This is a genomic window from Gymnodinialimonas sp. (assembly GCF_059726805.1).
Map to the genome: position 1 here is coordinate 3,059,421 of NZ_AP041059.1, position 16,116 is coordinate 3,075,536.

Genomic DNA, 16,116 nt, shown 5'->3' on the forward strand with positions numbered 1-16,116 from the left:
GCACAGACCTCACGCCTCAAACACCTCATCCACCGGCACCTGCAGCGCCGTCACGATTCCATTCGTCTGCATCGCCATGCCGATCACGGCCAGCAGCTCTCCGTACATCTCATCGGTCATGCCCTTGGCCTTCGCCCCCGCCGTGTGGGAGTGCACGCAATACGAGCAGCCATTGGCCGTCGAGACCGCCACATAGAGCATCTCTTTCACCAAAGGGTCCAAGGCGCCGGGCGCCATGACGACCTTCAGCCGGTCCCACGTCGCCTTCAACAAAGCCGGGTCGTGCGCCAACGCGCGCCAGAAGTTGTTGACGTAGTCCGTTCCCCGCACCGCGCGGATGTCGTTGAAGACGGCCAGCGCCTCGGCGCTGACCTCTTCGTCGCTCAGAAGGGCAACCGTCCCCATCAGACCATCGCGAAGATGCGGGCGGGGCCGCCGGTGCCCTTGCCGGTCTTCGGCGCGCCCACCACAAGCGTGGCACCCGCCGCCGGAAGACCCGCCAAACCGGCAATGTTCTCAATGCCATAGCGGTTCTGGGGCAACCAGGCGTAATGCGTGGCGAAATCCGCGGACTGGCCGTAATCCAGCGACAGCGTGTCGACCGCGATGGAGGCCGCGCCGGTCTCCAACAGCATCTGCGTCGCCTCGATATGGAAGCCGGGGAAATGCAGCCCGCCGTCGCCATCGGCATTGCGGAAGCCGTCGGTGCGCACCTTCTCGCCCCAGCCGGAATACATCGCGACGCAGGCGCCATCGGGGATCTCTCCGTTGGCATCGATCCAGGCTTGCAGATCGTCAGGTGTCAGCTGGGTGTCGGCATCCTCCGCCGCCCGCGCGGCGATGTCGATCTTGACGAGCGGGCATACCAGGCTGGAGACCGGGATCTCGCTCACGTCCTGGCCATCTGCGCTGAAGTGCAAAGGCGCGTCGATGTGGGTGCCGACGTGCTCCATGTAGGTGATGTTGTAGAGGTTGAAGCCCGATTCCGCGAAATCGAAGGTCTTCTCATAGGTCACGCCGGGGGTGCCGAAGAACGTCGGGAAGGTCTCATCGACCATATGCGACAGGTCAGCGACGCTGCCGTGTCCGTCGGCCAGCGACGGCGTGGCCGTCAAACCGCCAACGGCGGCCGCACCGGCCGCTGCCATCCCGCCCTTGAACAAGGACCGCCGCGACAGCATCCGCTCTTTCACCGAATTCATTACGCAAATGTCACACATCTCAATCTCCCTTTGGTTGTCCCGCTCGACGGGTTCTCAATGGCGCGGCCTCAATTCTGCAAATACGTCTCCAGATCGCGCGCGCGGCGCTCGGTCAGGCGTGCGTGGCAGTCCAGCCCGATCATCGGCGCGATGGAGCCGCCCTCAAACCGCGCGGCCTCCATATCACAGGTCAGATCACGGAAGGTGATCCAGGCCCGCTGCGCGGCCCGCAGGTTTTCCTCCTGCGGTGCATCCAGTGTCGCGATCACCTGCTGGTAGGCGTTATTCAGCAAGCCGTCCCAGAAGGAGAGGTCGCGCGAGGCGCATTCGGTCAAGGCGATCTGCGGCAGAGCCGAGCGATCCGAGCAATCCACCTCTTGCGCCGCCACGGGGGCCGACCAAAGAAGGGCTATCGCAGCGACCAGCCTCATAACGGGCCCATGACCTCTTGGTTAAAGCCGAATACCTTTCGCGCGCCGCCGTAGGGCACCAGGCGCACCTCTCGGGTCTGGCCCGGTTCGAACCGCACGGCGGTCCCCGCCGCGATGTCAAGCCGCATGCCGCGCGCCGCGTCCCGGTCAAAGGACAAAGCGCTGTTGGCCTCGCCGAAATGGTAGTGGCTGCCGACCTGCACCGGCCTGTCGCCGGTGTTCGAGACCTCAAGCGTGACCACCTCAGCCCCCGCGTTAACCTCGATCGCGCCATCCGCGACCATCACTTCTCCGGGTATCATTCCGCGTCCTTCCCCTGCGCCAGCGCAAGCAATCGTTTTCCAAATACACCCAAAAGGGCGCCGGCCAGCAGCGCCAGCGAGGAACCGCCGCCCGTCACCACCGCTGCGGCCAGCAGCAGCAAAACCAGGGTCAGCAAATCAAACTCGCTCTCCGAGATCGGGATCTTCGCCAGCGCCACTTGTTCCATCGCCCGGCGCACATGGGGTTCCAGATACGGCGTCGCGAACCCGGCCAAGGCCCCAAGAATAAACGTGAAAATCATAGGCTCCTCATCTGATCGGATGGTGTACCGTCACCAGTTTCGTGCCGTCGGGAAACGTCGCCTCGACCTGCACATCGTGGATCATCTCGGCAATTCCGTCCATGCATTGATCGGCGGTGATCACATGGGCGCCCGCCTCCATCAGATCCGCGACCGAGCGTCCGTCCCGCGCGCCCTCAACGACATAGTCAGTGATCAGCGCAATCGCTTCGGGGTGGTTCAACTTGCACCCCCGCGCCAACCGGCCCCGCGCGACCATGGCGGCAAGGCTGATCAGCAGCTTGTCTTTTTCTCGTGGCGTTAAGTTCATGGGTCTTCCTTAGATTTGCCAAACGCGCGGCAATGCCCCGCGTGTCACTTGCTCTACCGCGCGCGCCACCGCGCGCCTCAGGGGGTAGGCCTCGGGCGCCATGAAGCGCGCGGTCAACCGCCCGTCCCAGGCGCTTGCCGCTGCCCGGACGTCGCTTGGCAGGGCGGCGCGCAGGGCGTTCAGCCGATCCTCCGCGTCGCGCGCCATCAGGGTCAGCGAGGCCACGGCAATCGCGCCGTCCAACCCCGCCGGGCCGCCGTCAACCAGGTCACTCGCCCCGAGTGTTATCGCCTCCACCATCGCCAAGCGCCCGCCGCGCGTGACCTGACGCCGTTCGCGCAGGCGCACATCGCACAGCACTTCACCCATCGCGGCGCGGCCCAGAACCAGCGTCTCCAGGATGACAAGTTCCGCATCATACGCCATGTCGACGTCCAGCCGCCGTTCCAGGGCCGCGCCTTCGAACAGGATCAACTCCTGCGGCACCCAATGGAGCGTTGCGCCCGCCCCCACGCTCAGCCGTGTCTGCACCCGCCCCGGGGCACCAATCGCGCGGTAGGCGCGCTCCGCTGTCTGGGTTGTACCAACGCAGGTGCCGTTCTCGACCGCCAGATGGTAGTCCAAAAAATCGCCACCGGTGATCCCGCCCGCGGTGTTGAGAAACACGACCTCGGGCGCGCGGCCAAAGACCCGCGGCAACAGGACCTTGGCCGAGCCGCTTTGGTGCAGATCGCGCAAGCGCCCGCCGTCGAGCCTTGCCAAAGCCCGCCCCCGGACCCGCTGATGTATTGGCGCCGCCGCATCTAACATGGAAAAAGCCTAGGCGGGGCAGGCGCATGCAGGCAAGCCTTCGCGCCCCGCGCGTGCCCGCAAACGGGCAGTTTGCCTAATTCGCAGGCAGATGGCCCTCCTGCCCCTCGCGCGCGGCGAAGCTCGCCCAATCCAGACGCGGGGACGGGCCGCGCCGGGAATAGTGGCGGAAGATGAGCAGACCAACGCCGCCTCCGACCCCGCCGATCCAGGCCGCGACCAGAACGCCCACGACGGCCTCTGACGCCAGAAAAACCACCGCCGCGATCGCCAGAGCCACCCCCGTGACGCCCAACCCGATCGACCGCGCCGCCGCCTGCTGCTGCGCATCCGGCCCGTCGCGCAGGTCCAGATCAGGCCGCTTGCGCGCCGCCATCTGCGCCAAAGCCACCAGCATCTCGCGCCAGGCAGCCCTTTGGTGCCAGGCGCCGGTCCACTGCAGAATACGCTTGGTGCCGTCCTCGAACGTCAACGCCAGTTCCTCGTTGGCCCCCTGCCGCGTCTGATACCGCACGAAGCCCACGTCACGCAGATCAGCCCAAGGGTAAACCCTCTCCCCGATCCAGATCCCCTGGGGCGACAGACGCACGGATTGCCTGCCCTGCGCCAGAGATACCCGCCATTGGTACTGCTGCAATTGGGGCTCTCCTTCCTGTCGCCATCTTGTCGGACGCGCGGCAAAGGTGTAGCGCGGGGCCCATGACCACAAGTATGACAATCCTCCGTCCCGATGACTGGCACCTGCACCTGCGCGACGGCGCAATGATGCGCGCCGTCCTGCCCGAGACGACCCGCCATTTCGCCCGCGCGATCATCATGCCGAACCTTGTGCCGCCTGTGGTCACAGGTCAGGACGCCCGCTCCTACCGCGACCGCATCCTTGCCGCGCGCCCCGAGGGCAGCGATTTCACCCCCCTCATGACCCTCTACCTGACCGAGCAGACGGACCCCGACGATGTCGCCGCCGCCCAGGCCGACGGCCTCATTCACGCGGTCAAACTCTACCCGGCAGGCGCCACGACGAACTCGGCGCTCGGCGTGAAAACCCTACGCAACGTCTACCCGGTGCTGGAGCGGATGTCCCAGATCGGCCTGCCGCTTTGCATCCACGGCGAGGTCACGGACCATAGCGTCGACATCTTCGACCGAGAGCAGGCCTTCCTCGACCGCGTGCTCACGCCCCTGCGCGCCGACATGCCTGGCCTGAAGATAACGCTGGAGCATATCACCACCGCCCAAGGCATCGACTACGTGGCCGAGGCGCCCGGTGACATCGCCGGCACGATCACCACCCACCACCTGATGATCAACCGCAACCACATGCTCGTGGGCGGCATCCGACCGCATTACTACTGTCTGCCCATCGTCAAACGCGCCTCCCACCAGCAGGCGCTGCGCCGGGCGGCCACCTCCGGCAACCCGCGCTTCTTCCTCGGCACGGATTCCGCACCGCACCTTGACGGCGCCAAGGAAACCGCCTGCGGCTGCGCGGGCGTCTTCTCGGCCACCAATACGATGTCCTGCCTCGCCCATGTCTTTGAAGAAGAAGGCGCGCTCGACCAGCTGGAAGCCTTCACGTCCCTGAACGGCCCCGCCCGTTACGGCCTCGCCCCCAACACAGCCACGATCACGCTGGAAAAACGCGACACGCCCACCGCCTACCCGACCAAATTCGACACCGACGACGGCCCCCTCACCCTCTTCGACCCCGCCACACCGCTCCACTGGCATGTGAAGGACTGACCCCCTCCTTCCCCGTTCTCTAAGTATCCCCGCCGGAGGCTCCGACCTCTCCGCCCGCACCACCGCCAAAGGTACCGCCATGATCCCCGCCAGCTACCCCACTAACGAAACCATGGCCGCCCTGACCGCCCGCATGTTGCTCGACATCCGCGCGGTCCACTTCAACACGGAAGAGCCGTTCACCCACGCCTCGGGCCTGCAAGCCCCCACCTACATCGACTGCCGCAAGTTGATCTCCTACCCGCGCATCCGCTCCACCGCGATGGATTTCCTGACCTGCAAGGTGATGCGCGACGCGGGCCTTGAAGCCTTCGACAACGTCGCGGGCGGCGAGACGGCGGGCATCCCCTTTGCGGCGTTTGTGGCCGAGCGCATGGCGCTGCCGATGTCCTATGTGCGCAAAAAGCCCAAGGGCTACGGCAAGACCGCCCAGATCGAGGGCGAGATGCCGGAAGGATCGCGCGTCCTCCTGGTCGAGGACCTCACAACCGACGGCGGCTCCAAACTGAAATTCGTCGATGCGATCCGCAAAGCAGGCGCCACCTGCGCTCATACCGCTGTCATCTTTTCCTACGGCAATCTGCCCGATACCGAGGCCAACCTGGCCGCCCATGGCCTGACGCTGCACAGCCTCACCACCTGGGCCGATGTGATCGCCGAGGCGCGGCTCGGTGGCGACTTCGATGACGCCACCCTGGTGGAGGTAGAGCGATTCTTGGCCGATCCCGATGGCTGGCGCGCGGATCGCGGAGTGACGTAGCGTCCACCGATTGCGGAATTAACTTAAGGCGTGGCGCAACCGCCACGTCAGGCGCGCCTGACAGCCACATCTTGACGCGACGGCCCCCGCTCCCACATGATGTGGGCCTCACGACCCAAGCCCCCGCGACCCAGACTTACCCACAGCTTATCCAGATTGACGGCGCTGCAGGGCCACCCGCTATACCCATCCTCAACGGCGCTCCGGACCTGCCAGTCTGTCGAAGCGCCGCCGACAAACCGCATCCGGGGGGAGCACATGAACGAAATCGCAGCCCTTAATCCGACGCTACCGGCCGATCCTTCTGCCGTCCCGGACAGCGCCGATCAGCCCCCGGTCCTGCCCCATAACATCGAGGCCGAGCAGCAGCTTTTGGGCGCGATCCTCACTTCCAACGACGTGCTCGACCGCGTCGATGATCTGGTCAAGCCCGACCATTTCCACGATCCCGTCCACGCCGAGATCTTCACCATGGCCGCCTCGCGCATCGCCAAGGGTCTGCAAACCGATGCCACGACGCTGAAAACCTTCGCCTCCGACATCCCCGGTCTGAAAGAGCTTGGCGGGCCGGAGTACCTCGTCAAACTGCAGCTGTCGGCCATCGCAACCTCGGCCGCGCGCGATTACGCGCAGCTGATCCACGACCTCGCCGTGCGCCGCGAGTTGATCGAGCTTGGCAACCGCGTCACCGACCGCGCCCGCGCCATGCGCGATGACGTGGCCCCCGACGACCAGATTGTCGAGGCCGAGAGCGAATTGTTCGCCCTGGCCTCCACCGGGTCGACCAACAAGGGCTTCCAGTCGTTCCTCCACGCGCTCCACGACGCGGTTCACATGGCCAACGAGGCCCATGGCCGCAAAGGCGGCCTTGCGGGCGTCTCCACCGGCCTTACGGATCTCGACCGGATGCTCGGCGGCTTGCACAAATCGGACCTTTTGATCCTTGCGGGCCGCCCCTCCATGGGCAAGACGTCGCTTGCCACCAACGTGGCCTTCAACGTCGCCAAGGCCTACCGCGAAGGGATCCGGGAAGACGGCTCCGAGGGCACGGTAGACGGCGGCGTCGTGGGCTTTTTCAGCCTGGAGATGTCTTCCGCCCAGCTCGCCCAACGGATCCTGTCCGAGGCCGCCGAAGTCCCGTCCGAGTTGATCCGCAAAGGCGACCTCAGCGAACAGGAATTCCAACGTTACTTGAAGGCGGCGGGCGATCTGGAACGCTGCCCGCTCTATATCGACGACACGCCCGCCCTGCCCATCGCGCAGGTCGCCGCCCGCGCACGGCGCTTGAAGCGGTCCCCCAAGGGCCTCGATCTGCTGATCATCGACTACCTCCAGCTTCTCAAAGGCTCGGGCCGCTCCGACAACCGCGTCAACGAGGTCTCCGAGATCACCCAAGGCCTCAAAGCCATCGCCAAGGAGTTGGACATTCCCGTCATTGCCCTGTCGCAGCTGTCGCGCCAGGTGGAGTCCCGGGAAGACAAGCGCCCGCAGCTCTCGGACCTGCGCGAGTCCGGCTCGATCGAGCAGGACGCGGACGTCGTGATGTTCGTCTACCGCGGCGAATACTACAAAGAACGCGAGAAGCCGGGGGAGGAAAACCTGGAAGCCATGACCAAGTGGCAACAGGACATGGAGCACCTTCACGGCAAGGCCGAGGTCATTATCGGCAAGCAGCGCCACGGCCCCGTGGGCTCGGTCGAACTGAGCTTCGAGGGCCAGTTCACCCGCTTCGGCAACCTCGCCCAGGCCCGGCACGGCGCGCCCGACGGCTACTGAACTGCGCCCAAGGCAGGTTCTCCTTACTAGCCCACCACCGCGCAACGTGATCCGGTCAGTTCATTGAGGCAGCGGACGCCCGGCGTCCGCCCTGCTAGCACCCCTTTTGCAATGAGGCTTTCCATGCGCCCCTTCACGATTTTCATCGTCGCCGTCGTCGGCATCATCATCTATGCCGCCATTCCCAAGACCTCCGAGACACAGACATTGACCGTGGCCTGTGATGTCCCCGACGCCCTCGCCGGGACCGAGACCGGCCCGCTGGCCGAGGTTGCAGGCATCGGCTGCGAGCTTGCCGATACGACCGTCGTCGCCACCTCGCAGTTCTTCGGCGCCAGCACGCGGTCTTCCACCGAAGCCTCCACAGCGCGCGGCAGCGTGGCGCAACTCACCGGCCTGATCGAGGAGCGCGGCGCGCCCCTCACCCCGGCGCAATTGGCGGCCTGCCTGCAGCTTATCACAGATGAAATCGCCACGACGACCGCCGCCTCCGCCGCGTCGAGCCCCGAGGGCAGCGCACATTTCCGCGTGTCCTGCGCCATCGGCGAAGATGGAACCCCCGCGTCCACTTAATGCCGCTTCCAAGAGGCGGGGCACGCCCATCTTGACGCGCCCCGTCGAAACCCGCACCTACACCCTATGGCGACTGGCACCCTCACCATCGACCTTGGCGCGCTGACCGCCAACTACCGCGCGCTGTCCTCCATGACAGCGGGCGCGACGGCGGCCGTGGTCAAGGCCGATGGCTACGGCCTCGGCGCGGATCTGGTGGCGCAAACCCTGGCCAAGGCGGGCGCGCAACGGTTCTTCGTCGCCACCGCCGAGGAAGGCGCAGCCCTGCGCCAAGCCCTTGGCACCGCTGCGGAAATCAACGTCTTCGCCGGCCACATGGCGGGCGACACAGCCCTGATCCGCGACGCCAACCTGACCCCGATGCTGAACTCCCCCGAACAGATCCAGCGCCACGCCGCTCTGCCCGGCCACCCCTACGGCCTGCAACTCGACAGCGGCATGCACCGCCTCGGCGTCCAGCCCGCCGACTGGCCCGCGGCAAAGGACGCGGCGCGCAACGCCACCCTGGTCATGTCGCACCTCGCCTGCGCCGACGAACCGGACCATCCGCAAAACGCCGCGCAATTGGCGCAGTTCCATAGCCTCACGGAAGGCCTTGAGACGCCCAAATCCCTCGCGGCAACCGGCGGCACGCTCATGGGCCAGGATTACCACTTCGACCTGATCCGCCCCGGCATCGGCCTCTACGGCGGCCTGCCGTTCGCGCAGGCGCAAAACGTTGTCCGCCTGTCGCTTCCCGTGATCCAGATCCGCACTGCCGCCCCCGGTGCTACCGTCGGCTACGCGGCCTCCTACACCGCCCCCAGCCCGCGCCAAATCGCAACCCTTTCAAGCGGTTACGCAGACGGCCTGATCCGCGCCATGTCCTCTCGCGCCACCCTCTGGCACGGCGACACGCCCTGCCCCCTCGTGGGCCGCGTGTCCATGGACCTGCTCACCGTCGATGTTACCGATTGCGCCGAGCCGCCCACGGCGCTCGACATCCTCGGGCCCCATCAAACCGTGGACACCCTCGCCGACGCCGCAGGCACCATCGGCTACGAGATTCTCACGTCGCTCGGCCCCCGCTACCGCCGCGTGGTCCTGCCATGATCCTTACCGCCCCCCTCGGCGCGCTCGGCCGCACCCTTCTCACTGCCCTGACCGCCATCGGCCAAACAGCGCTCTTCGCGCTTCAGGCCCTGCGCCACCTCGCTACGCCGCCGTTCTACGCCCGCGAAATCGCCCGCCAGTTCCTCACCATCGGCTGGCTCTCGCTTCCCGTCGTCGGCCTCACGGCGCTTTTCACCGGCGGCGCGCTGGCACTCCAGATCTACGCCGGCGGCGCGCGCTTCAACGCAGAGGCCGTCGTGCCCCAGATCGTCGCCATCGGCATCGCGCGCGAGCTTGGGCCCGTGCTTGGCGGCCTCATGGTCGCAGGCCGCGTCGCCTCCGCCATCGCCGCCGAGATCGCCACAATGAAAGTGACCGAGCAGATCGACGCCCTGCGCACGCTCTCCACCAACCCGATGAAATACCTCACCGCCCCGCGCCTGATCGCCGCCACGCTGTCCCTGCCCATTCTCGTGGCCGTCGGGGATTCCATCGGCATCTTCGGCGGCTACCTCGTCGCCACCTCGCGCCTGGGCTTCAATGAGGCCGCCTATCTGGCCAACACCACCGATTTCCTCACCACCTGGGACGTCACATCCGGCCTCATCAAAGGCGCCGTCTTCGGGTTCATCGTGGCGTTGATGGGCTGCTACCACGGCATGAACTCGGGCCGCGGCGCCCGCGGCGTGGGCCGCGCCACGACCCAAGCGGTCGTTTCCGCCTCGATCCTGATCCTCGCCGCCAACTACCTGCTGACGGAGGCCTTCTTCTCCGCATGAAACCGCACAGAAATCCCCCCAAGCTTCCCCGTTCCAAAAATATCCCGGGGATGCGATCTTTTTCTGCAGAAAAAGACGCAGGGGCAGCGCCCCAATCGCGCCGAAGGCGCACACAAAGACTCTCGCTCCCATGAGCCCCAAAATCTCCCTCAAGGGTCTGAGCAAATCCTTCGGCCCCAAACATGTCCTGCAAGGCATCACGCTCGACGTCGCCCAGGGCGAAAGCCTCGTGGTCATCGGCGGCTCGGGCACCGGCAAATCGGTTCTGCTAAAATGCATCCTCGGCCTGATCACCCCGGACGCAGGCACGATCGAAGTCGACGGCGCCGCAAGTACCACCGCCCTGCTCGACAAATTCGGCATGCTGTTCCAGGGCGCGGCGCTGTTTGATTCCATGCCGGTCTGGCAGAACGTCGCCTTCCGCCTGCTGCAAACCAACATGCCCCGCAAGGACGCACGCGACCTTGCTATCGAGAAGCTCCGCCGCGTGGGCCTCACCCCCGACACCGCCGATCTCTTCCCCTCCGAGCTGTCGGGCGGCATGCAAAAACGCGCAGGCCTCGCCCGCGCCATCGCCGCCGAGCCCGAGATCATCTTCTTCGACGAGCCCACCACCGGGCTCGACCCGATCATGTCCGGCGTCATCAACGACCTGATCCAGGAAATCACGTCCGAGATGGGCGCCACCACCATCACGATCACCCACGACATGTCCTCGGTCCGCGCCATCGCGAGCACGGTCGCGATGCTGCATGATGGCAAGATCCGCTGGCACGGCCCGGCGTCCAGCATCGATGCCACCGACGATCCCTACCTGCGCCAATTCATCTCCGGCAGCGCCACCGGCCCGATCGAAACCCTGCGCTGAAGCGCCCGAAGGCCCCCACCATGGACCCCGAGATCCTTTCCCTCTCCGATGATTTTGACAGCACCTTTTCCCAAGGCGCGATGCTGCTGATCGTCGCGGGCGCGCTTCTGCTGCGCATCCTGCCCGTCCTCATCGCTACGGGCGCCATCATCAAACTCCGCTGTTTCCCGCACCTGCGCCCCCTGCACGCGATCCTGCTAATCTCCACCCTCCTCCTGGCCATGCTCGCCCTGATCGAGACCTTCGCCCCCGCCATCGTGCCCGACCCCCTGCTCACCTCGGGCTTCTGGGTCTTCCTCTGGATCTTCGCCATCGCCTGGACAGGCGTCAGCTGGATCCGCTCCGCGATCAAAACCCGCCTGCGCCCCCGAGCACTCGACCTCACCACACTCGCCATCGTCGCCACCGCTATCCTGGCTCTGGCCCTTCCCATGGCAAGGCTGGTCTAGATGCCCATGATCCCCGCCCCCATCAAAACCGGCGCGCTCGCCAGACCCGCCCGCTCCCTTCCCGCGATGAACACCCGATGACCCCCATTGCCCTCATCGAAGCCGCCGCGACGCTGCTCTGGACCTATACCGCCCTCACCTTCGGCACCTGGCTCACCCACCTGCGCCGTCTCCCCCAAGGCGCCCATATCGCCGCCGTGACCGAGCTTCTTTCCCACCTCGTGCCCGCCATGATCCTCCTTGTCCTCCTCGTCCTCTTCGGCGCGCTCATCGGCCTGCCCAGCGTCGTGGCCTTCATCGCCATCCTCTTCCCGGCGGGCACCGCCTATGGCACCCACACCGCCCTGATCGAGCTTCGCGACACGCCCCAAGGCCGCCAGGACCTGCCCCGCTTCATCGCCACCCTGCTGATCGGCACTAGCCTCATCGCCTACCGACACCTCGCCTAAGCCCCCCCATTTCCCCGTTCCAAAAATATCCCCCCCGGAGGGTCTTGGCGGTCCTTCAGGACCGCCCGGAGGCGCAGCCTCCCAAAAAGGAATGCTGCTCTTGCAGCTCCATTCTTAAAAGCACCCGCCCCTTGAACGCCCGCGCCAGATCGTACACCTCAGACGAGAGCCACCGCGAAAGACCTGCCCATGCCCAAAGCCCTCATCGCCGCCAATCTGTGCCTGCTGATCGCCTTCCCGGTCTCCTGGATGGCGCCGCTGATGCGGGCGGGGCTGCTGCCGCTCTTTGGGCTGTCGGAAATCTCGATCCTGTCGGGGCTGGGCGCCCTTTGGGGGGACGCTGAATATGCCCTTGCGGCCCTCGTGGCTCTTTTCGCGCTGGTCTCGCCGATGATCAAAACCATCGTCCTCACGCTCATCCACCTGTCCAGGGCGCCCGCGCGCCTGCTGCCTGCGTTGGAAATCGCGGGCAAGCTGGCGATGGCCGATGTGTTTCTGATCGCCGTCTATATCACGCTGGCCAAGGGGCTTTCCGTGGGGCGGGTCGAGACGGCCTGGGGGCTGTGGCTGTTCACGGGCTGTGTTCTGGTGTCCCTGGCAGTATCGATTCTGACGAAAAGATATGCCGTTCCAAGGGCTGCTCAAGCTTGAGCAGACACTTAAACATCTGATCTTTAGATACAAAAAGGTTAACACCCCACACCGCCCCCCTTTCACCCGGCCCCAGCACCACGCCGCCCTATTCCCCTTCGCGCGCGCCTCCGCTAAAGGCTTCCCATGGCCAAACCCGTCACCCAATTCACCTGTTCCAACTGCGGCGCCGTCCACAAGAAGTGGTCCGGGCGCTGTGATGATTGTGGCGAATGGAACACCATTCGCGAGGAAACGCCCCTTGGCACCGGGCCGGGCAAGGGCGCGTTGGGCTCGGCCAAGGGGCGCAAGATGATCCTGAAGGATCTGCGCACCAAGGAGACGCCGCCGCCGCGTCAATCGGCGGGCGTGGCCGAACTGGACCGCGTGCTTGGTGGCGGCCTTGTGCCGGCCTCTGCCACGCTGGTGGGCGGTGATCCGGGAATCGGGAAATCGACGCTGCTGTTGCAGGCCGCCGCCGCCTTTGCACGGCAAGGTCTCAAGGTCGTTTACGTTTCCGGCGAGGAGGCCACGGCGCAGGTGCGTATGCGCGCCGACCGCCTGGGCCTGGCCGACAGCGCCGTGATGCTCGCGTCCGAGACCAACCTGCGCGATATTCTGACGACGTTGGAGGCCGAACAGCCCGACCTTGCCATCATCGACTCGATCCAGACGATGTGGCTCGACACGGTGGACAGCGCCCCCGGCTCTGTCAGCCAGGTGCGCGCCTCGTCGCACGAGCTGACGACCTTTGCCAAACGGCGCGGCACCTCTGTGATGTTGGTGGGCCATGTCACCAAGGAGGGGCAGATCGCGGGCCCCCGGGTGGTGGAGCATATGGTCGATACGGTGCTCTACTTTGAGGGCGAGCGCGGGCATCAGTTCCGCATCCTGCGCAGCGTCAAAAACCGCTTTGGCCCGGCGGACGAGATTGGCGTGTTCGAGATGACGGGCCGGGGTCTGGCCGAGGTCTCCAACCCCTCTGCCCTGTTCCTGAGCGACCGCGAGCAGCCCGCGCCCGGCAGCGTGGTCTTTGCGGGCATCGAGGGCACGCGGCCGGTGTTGGTCGAGTTTCAGGCGCTGGTGGCGCCCTCGAACCTGAGCCAACCGCGCCGGGCCGTGGTGGGCTGGGACGGATCGCGCCTGTCGATGATCCTGGCGGTACTGGAGGCGCGCGCGGGCATCTCGTTCCAGGGGCTCGACGTTTACCTTAATATCGCAGGCGGGATGCGCATTTCCGAGCCTGCTGCGGATCTTGCCGTGGCCTCTGCCCTGCTGTCGGCCCGCGAGGACAGTGCGCTGCCGCGCGAAACCGTGGTTTTTGGGGAACTCTCGCTGTCCGGGGCGTTGCGCCCGGTGTCGCAGGCGGAAAATCGGTTGAAAGAAGCGGTGAAACTTGGTTTTTCCACTGCAATCGCGCCCACGGGCTGCCGGATCGCGGACAACGCAGGTGTCACAGTCAAAACCTTCTCGGATCTACCCACTTTCGTGGGCGACATTTTCGGGGCAGGTTAGGGCGCATAAAAAGAGCCCCACCAAAGGGGCAAGTTGAGATAAGAGGGCAGTCATGGACGGATTTACCATTTTTGACGGGGTTGTGGGCGGCGTGATCGTGATCTCGGCCATTCTCGCCTATGCGCGCGGGTTCGTGCGCGAGGTCATGTCGATCCTGGGCTGGGTCGCCGCCGCTTTCGTCGCCTTCATCTTCGCCCCCAACGCCCTGCCCCTGATTTCCGAGATCCCCTATCTGGGCGATTTCATTGGCGAGAGCCGGGAGTTGGGGATTTTGGCGAGCTTTGCCATCGTCTTCGTCGTGGCGCTGGTGGTGGTGTCGATCTTCACGCCGTTGTTCTCTTCCGTCGTCCAACGCTCGGCCCTGGGCGGCATCGATGCGGGGCTTGGGTTCCTGTTCGGCGTGGCGCGCGGGGTGCTTTTGGTGGTCGTGGCGCTGATCGCTTACGAGCGGATTGTGGGCGACGAGCCGATTGCGGCGATATCGGATTCCCGCTCGGCGGCGGTGTTTGCCAACATGCAGGACACGATCGAGGCGCAGATCCCCACGGACGTGCCGGGCTGGATCCTGGAGCGGTATGAGGTGCTGATCGACGGGGCGGAGGCGCCGGCGGAGTAAGACCTGGCCGCGCCGGGTTAGCGCGCGAGGAACGCGTCGGCGGCGTCCAGCATGATCTCGAACGCAGGATCTGACGGCGCCACCACGTGGTTGGCGGTGGGCAGGGACTGAAACTCGGCATTCGGCAAGTGCCGCGCCAGCACGCGGCTTTGATCGCTGGGGTGGATCGCGTCGCCTTCCGACGACAGGACAAGGACCGGGGCCGTGACCTGTTCCAGCACATCGGTGACGTCGAACGCGCCGATGGCCTCGCGCAGGATCGCCGCGCCCTCGGCGCTGGCCGAGAGGCCCTGCATCTCCACAAGTCCGGCCACTTCTTCCGCCGTGCCCTGGGGCAGGAACAGGGTCGCGAAGGCCTTCACGAAGGGGCTTCCCGGCACGCCCCAACCGGCACGGATCATCGACAACAGCGCCTGGGTGCCCGCCACATCGCCGCGCGCGAGGCTGCCCTGGGCGAAGCCGTTGACCAGGACGATCCGGCGGATCGTTTCGGGATACCGTGCGGCATGGGCCAGGGCAACGGGGGCGGATTGAGAGACGGCGATGATGTCGACGGGGTCCTGCGCCGTGGCCTGCAACACCGCATGGAGATCGGCCACAGAGGCCTCTAGCCCCATGGCCGCGGGGGCGCGGTCCGACAGGCCCGAGCCGCGGGGGTCGAACCTGATCAGCCGCCGTCCTGCGTTCAGGCGCGCCAGCAGCGGCTGCCAGACCGGGTTCTGCCAGTCATGTTCCAGGTGCGAGATCCAATGCCCGCCGCGCACCAGCAGCGGACCGTCTTCGCCAGAGACCGCATAGGCGATGGAGGTGCCATCTTGGGAGGTGGCGAAGCGGATCACCTGCCGGGGGATTTGGCTCGCCTCGGGCGCGGGCGTGTCTTGAGGTTGGGTGACGGGCACCGCCATCTGGATGCCCCGGCGCGGCACCGTTCGGATGACCGCCTGGGCCTTGCCGGTGTCGCCGAGCGCCGTGCGCGCGGCGCTGATCCGGGCGCTGAGCGTGGCGTCCGAGACGATCCGCCCGCCCCAGATCTCGGCGATCATGGCGTCATAGCTCAGCAGGTTGGGCGCGTCGCGGGCCAGGGCGGCGATGAGGTCGAAGACCTGCGGCTCCACATGCACGGGCGTGCCTCCGCGGGTCAGCCGGTGGCGCGCCACGTCGAGTTCCACATCTGCAAACCGATAGATCATGGACAGACCTGACGCGAAAACGGGCCGGGTCTCAAGGCGTTTGGGAGATCTCAGGGATTTCTCATGGATCCCTCAAGGGCTTCTCAAGGCGCTCTTCAAGCGCGCCTTGCGGGGGTGTGGGAGGGTCTGGTCACAGCCCCAGAAAGGACAGACCCATGACCGATCCCATCAAGACCAACCGCGACGGCTCCATCGATACAAAGCATTACATCGCCATCGGGCGGCAGATGCGCAGCGAGGCGGCGCGCGATATGTTCATGCGGCCGGCGCGGCCGACGCGGTCTCGGGGTGTATCGCCTTTGCTTGCCTTGGTCTTGGTCACGCTCGTGGTGGCACTGCCGGGCTTGATCTGAGGTGG

22 protein-coding genes are annotated in these 16,116 nt (G+C 65.9%); 13 read left to right on the forward strand and 9 right to left on the reverse strand.

The window, feature by feature from the left end; genetic code table 11:
• Positions 1 to 9: 9 nt before the first annotated feature.
• The 8 genes from AC6I9R_RS14885 to AC6I9R_RS14920 all read right to left on the reverse strand — a co-directional run bounded on the left by AC6I9R_RS14885 (position 10) and on the right by AC6I9R_RS14920 (position 3,955).
• Positions 10 to 405: a carboxymuconolactone decarboxylase family protein gene (locus tag AC6I9R_RS14885; protein ID WP_461426348.1), complete on the reverse strand. Its 396-nt coding sequence runs from the start codon at positions 403 to 405 to the stop codon at positions 10 to 12.
• Positions 405 to 1,220 (reverse strand): cyclase family protein, encoded by an 816-nt coding sequence (locus AC6I9R_RS14890; RefSeq protein ID WP_461426349.1) that lies wholly within the window; start codon positions 1,218 to 1,220, stop codon positions 405 to 407. Before AC6I9R_RS14890 ends, AC6I9R_RS14885 begins: the two co-directional genes overlap by 1 nt.
• A gap of 50 nt (positions 1,221 to 1,270) precedes the next feature.
• Positions 1,271 to 1,633 (reverse strand): lysozyme inhibitor LprI family protein, encoded by a 363-nt coding sequence (locus AC6I9R_RS14895; RefSeq protein WP_461426350.1) that lies wholly within the window; start codon positions 1,631 to 1,633, stop codon positions 1,271 to 1,273.
• Positions 1,630 to 1,935, reverse strand: a complete 306-nt coding sequence (locus AC6I9R_RS14900; RefSeq protein ID WP_461426351.1) for an urease subunit beta — start codon at positions 1,933 to 1,935, stop codon at positions 1,630 to 1,632. The genes AC6I9R_RS14895 and AC6I9R_RS14900 overlap by 4 nt, the downstream gene beginning before the upstream one ends.
• Entirely contained in the window at positions 1,932 to 2,198 is a 267-nt protein-coding gene (locus tag AC6I9R_RS14905; RefSeq protein WP_461426352.1) for a hypothetical protein, read from the reverse strand. Before AC6I9R_RS14905 ends, AC6I9R_RS14900 begins: the two co-directional genes overlap by 4 nt.
• A gap of 7 nt (positions 2,199 to 2,205) precedes the next feature.
• The gene (locus tag AC6I9R_RS14910) at positions 2,206 to 2,508 is read right to left on the reverse strand and encodes an urease subunit gamma (protein WP_461426353.1); all 303 of its coding nucleotides are present in this window, start codon (positions 2,506 to 2,508) and stop codon (positions 2,206 to 2,208) included.
• 9 nt (positions 2,509 to 2,517) lie between these two features.
• Positions 2,518 to 3,318 carry an urease accessory protein UreD gene (locus AC6I9R_RS14915; protein WP_461426354.1) on the reverse strand — a complete coding sequence of 267 codons (801 nt, stop codon included), beginning with the start codon at positions 3,316 to 3,318 and terminating at the stop codon, positions 2,518 to 2,520.
• A 76-nt stretch (positions 3,319 to 3,394) separates the two neighbouring features.
• Positions 3,395 to 3,955, reverse strand: coding sequence for a hypothetical protein (locus tag AC6I9R_RS14920; protein WP_461426355.1), 561 nt, complete (start codon positions 3,953 to 3,955; stop codon positions 3,395 to 3,397).
• A gap of 62 nt (positions 3,956 to 4,017) precedes the next feature.
• On the opposite strand from AC6I9R_RS14920, the gene pyrC reads away from it, so the two are divergent.
• The 12 genes from pyrC (at position 4,018) to AC6I9R_RS14980 (ending at position 14,568) form a co-directional block, all read left to right on the forward strand.
• On the forward strand, positions 4,018 to 5,061 hold the full coding sequence (pyrC, locus tag AC6I9R_RS14925; protein WP_461426356.1) for a dihydroorotase: 1,044 nt from the start codon (positions 4,018 to 4,020) through the stop codon (positions 5,059 to 5,061).
• 79 nt (positions 5,062 to 5,140) lie between these two features.
• Entirely contained in the window at positions 5,141 to 5,821 is a 681-nt protein-coding gene (locus tag AC6I9R_RS14930) for an orotate phosphoribosyltransferase (RefSeq protein ID WP_461426357.1), read from the forward strand.
• Between the two features lie 258 nt (positions 5,822 to 6,079).
• Complete coding sequence (locus AC6I9R_RS14935; RefSeq protein WP_461426358.1) at positions 6,080 to 7,597, forward strand: replicative DNA helicase; 1,518 nt, start codon at positions 6,080 to 6,082, stop codon at positions 7,595 to 7,597.
• A gap of 123 nt (positions 7,598 to 7,720) precedes the next feature.
• Positions 7,721 to 8,170, forward strand: coding sequence for a hypothetical protein (locus AC6I9R_RS14940; protein ID WP_461426359.1), 450 nt, complete (start codon positions 7,721 to 7,723; stop codon positions 8,168 to 8,170).
• Between the two features lie 66 nt (positions 8,171 to 8,236).
• On the forward strand, positions 8,237 to 9,262 hold the full coding sequence (gene alr, locus AC6I9R_RS14945) for an alanine racemase (protein WP_461426360.1): 1,026 nt from the start codon (positions 8,237 to 8,239) through the stop codon (positions 9,260 to 9,262).
• Positions 9,259 to 10,041, forward strand: coding sequence for an MlaE family ABC transporter permease (locus AC6I9R_RS14950; RefSeq protein ID WP_461426361.1), 783 nt, complete (start codon positions 9,259 to 9,261; stop codon positions 10,039 to 10,041). Before alr ends, AC6I9R_RS14950 begins: the two co-directional genes overlap by 4 nt.
• A gap of 130 nt (positions 10,042 to 10,171) precedes the next feature.
• Positions 10,172 to 10,909, forward strand: a complete 738-nt coding sequence (locus AC6I9R_RS14955; RefSeq protein WP_461426362.1) for an ABC transporter ATP-binding protein — start codon at positions 10,172 to 10,174, stop codon at positions 10,907 to 10,909.
• A gap of 20 nt (positions 10,910 to 10,929) precedes the next feature.
• Positions 10,930 to 11,358 carry a hypothetical protein gene (locus AC6I9R_RS14960; RefSeq protein ID WP_461426363.1) on the forward strand — a complete coding sequence of 143 codons (429 nt, stop codon included), beginning with the start codon at positions 10,930 to 10,932 and terminating at the stop codon, positions 11,356 to 11,358.
• Positions 11,359 to 11,435: 77 nt separating this feature from the next.
• Positions 11,436 to 11,807, forward strand: a complete 372-nt coding sequence (locus tag AC6I9R_RS14965; RefSeq protein ID WP_461426364.1) for a hypothetical protein — start codon at positions 11,436 to 11,438, stop codon at positions 11,805 to 11,807.
• A 189-nt stretch (positions 11,808 to 11,996) separates the two neighbouring features.
• Entirely contained in the window at positions 11,997 to 12,458 is a 462-nt protein-coding gene (locus AC6I9R_RS14970) for a paraquat-inducible protein A (protein WP_461426365.1), read from the forward strand.
• Positions 12,459 to 12,584: 126 nt separating this feature from the next.
• Entirely contained in the window at positions 12,585 to 13,952 is a 1,368-nt protein-coding gene (gene radA, locus AC6I9R_RS14975; protein WP_461426366.1) for a DNA repair protein RadA, read from the forward strand.
• 52 nt (positions 13,953 to 14,004) lie between these two features.
• Positions 14,005 to 14,568, forward strand: a complete 564-nt coding sequence (locus AC6I9R_RS14980) for a CvpA family protein (protein ID WP_461426367.1) — start codon at positions 14,005 to 14,007, stop codon at positions 14,566 to 14,568.
• Positions 14,569 to 14,585: 17 nt separating this feature from the next.
• On the opposite strand, the gene AC6I9R_RS14985 is transcribed toward AC6I9R_RS14980, so the two are convergent.
• The gene (locus tag AC6I9R_RS14985; protein WP_461426368.1) at positions 14,586 to 15,758 is read right to left on the reverse strand and encodes an alpha/beta hydrolase; all 1,173 of its coding nucleotides are present in this window, start codon (positions 15,756 to 15,758) and stop codon (positions 14,586 to 14,588) included.
• Positions 15,759 to 15,913: 155 nt separating this feature from the next.
• Here AC6I9R_RS14985 and AC6I9R_RS14990 point away from each other — a divergent pair, with 155 nt between their 5' ends.
• Positions 15,914 to 16,111 (forward strand): hypothetical protein, encoded by a 198-nt coding sequence (locus tag AC6I9R_RS14990; RefSeq protein ID WP_461426369.1) that lies wholly within the window; start codon positions 15,914 to 15,916, stop codon positions 16,109 to 16,111.
• Positions 16,112 to 16,116 lie beyond the last annotated feature (5 nt).